Raw genomic sequence first — 1,116 nt, forward strand, 5'->3', positions numbered from 1 at the left:
CCCCCCACCCCCTGTCCGCGCTGGATGCGCCCCGGCTGCGCGCCAGCCGCGTGCGTCAGGTGCCCCAGCATCCCGTGGGCCTGCTGGAGGGCTGCGCGATGCCCGCCGTGGAGGCCGTGGCCGCGCTGCTCGGCCACGCCATCAACGTGGGCGCCCCCGCCTACAACCGGGGCGACGTGGAGGGCTGCTACCGGCTCTACGCGCACACCGCCGAACAGCTCATCGACGAGCGCGACGACTGCCCCGGCGTCCAGCGCGCGCTGCGCGACGGCCTCTTGCGGTGCGAGAGCCTGCGGGACGCGGAGGACCGCGCCTGGGCCCTGCGCGACACGTTCGACGGGCTGATGGACGTCATCGGCCGGTGGCGGCAGTCGCGCCCCTCGAGCCCCGTGTCCGCCCCGAAGCGCCCCCCGCCGAAGACGTACCTCAACTAGCGGCAGGGGGGCGCGCGGGCCGCGCGGATCAGGCCTCGTCCCAGCGGATCCGCAGCGCATAGGCGTGGGAGGCGCACTCCATCACGTCCACGCGCGGCAGCACCTTCGTGCGGCGCAGCACCTGCTCCACCACGCCCGCGACGAAGTCCGGCAGCGGATCCGCGTCCACCACCGTGGCCCGCCACTCGCGCGCGCGCACCGCCTCCAGCATCAGCTTCATGTCCTCGCGCCCCGCGCGCAGGTACGTGGGCAGGCGCGACAGGCACCGCTCCACGCCCAGCAGCGGCGCCGCCGTGGCGAAGATGCGCCCCACCAGCGTCTGCGAGAAACCCTCCACGTAGTGCCGTCCCAGCACCCGGTTGGCCTCCTCGCCCGGCAGGCCCGGACACGCGTGCCGCCGCGCCACCGCCAGCGCCGCGCGCCACACCTCCAGCGAGAGGTACTCGGGCGCTGTCTCAGGGTCGTACCCCACGTCCCGCAGCGCCTCGGCGAACCCGCCCGACGGCCGCAGCGCGTGCTCGAACAGCCCTTCGAAGTTGCGGCGCGGCACCAGCACCGGCGCCAGCGGGAGCCGCGGCACCGCCGTCCCTGCTTCAGTCCATGACTCCATGCACCAACCCCCCCAGGGTCCAGCCCCCGACCTGTCTCTTATACACCTCTCCGAGCCCACGAGACCGGAGCC

1 protein-coding gene and 1 pseudogene are annotated in these 1,116 nt (G+C 74.6%); one reads left to right on the top strand and one right to left on the bottom strand.

All coding sequences use genetic code 11. The features are described from left to right. Nucleotides 1-434, top strand: a pseudogene (locus tag D7X12_RS41485) (serine protease); the annotation flags it as partial. Nucleotides 435-462: 28 nt separating this feature from the next. On the opposite strand, the gene D7X12_RS41490 reads toward D7X12_RS41485, so the two are convergent. Next, nucleotides 463-1,044 carry a DUF2378 family protein gene (locus D7X12_RS41490; RefSeq protein ID WP_120630578.1) on the bottom strand — a complete coding sequence of 194 codons (582 nt, stop codon included), beginning with the start codon at nucleotides 1,042-1,044 and terminating at the stop codon, nucleotides 463-465. Between the last annotated feature and the right edge of the window lie 72 nt (nucleotides 1,045-1,116).

Source organism: Corallococcus sicarius (genome assembly GCF_003611735.1).
Lineage (GTDB): Bacteria > Myxococcota > Myxococcia > Myxococcales > Myxococcaceae > Corallococcus > Corallococcus sicarius.

Bases quoted from the DNA above. Each gene is read 5' to 3' on its own strand.
- D7X12_RS41490 (WP_120630578.1), bottom strand. From the start codon at position 1,044: ATGGAGTCATGGACTGAAGCAGGGACGGCGGTGCCGCGGCTCCCGCTG.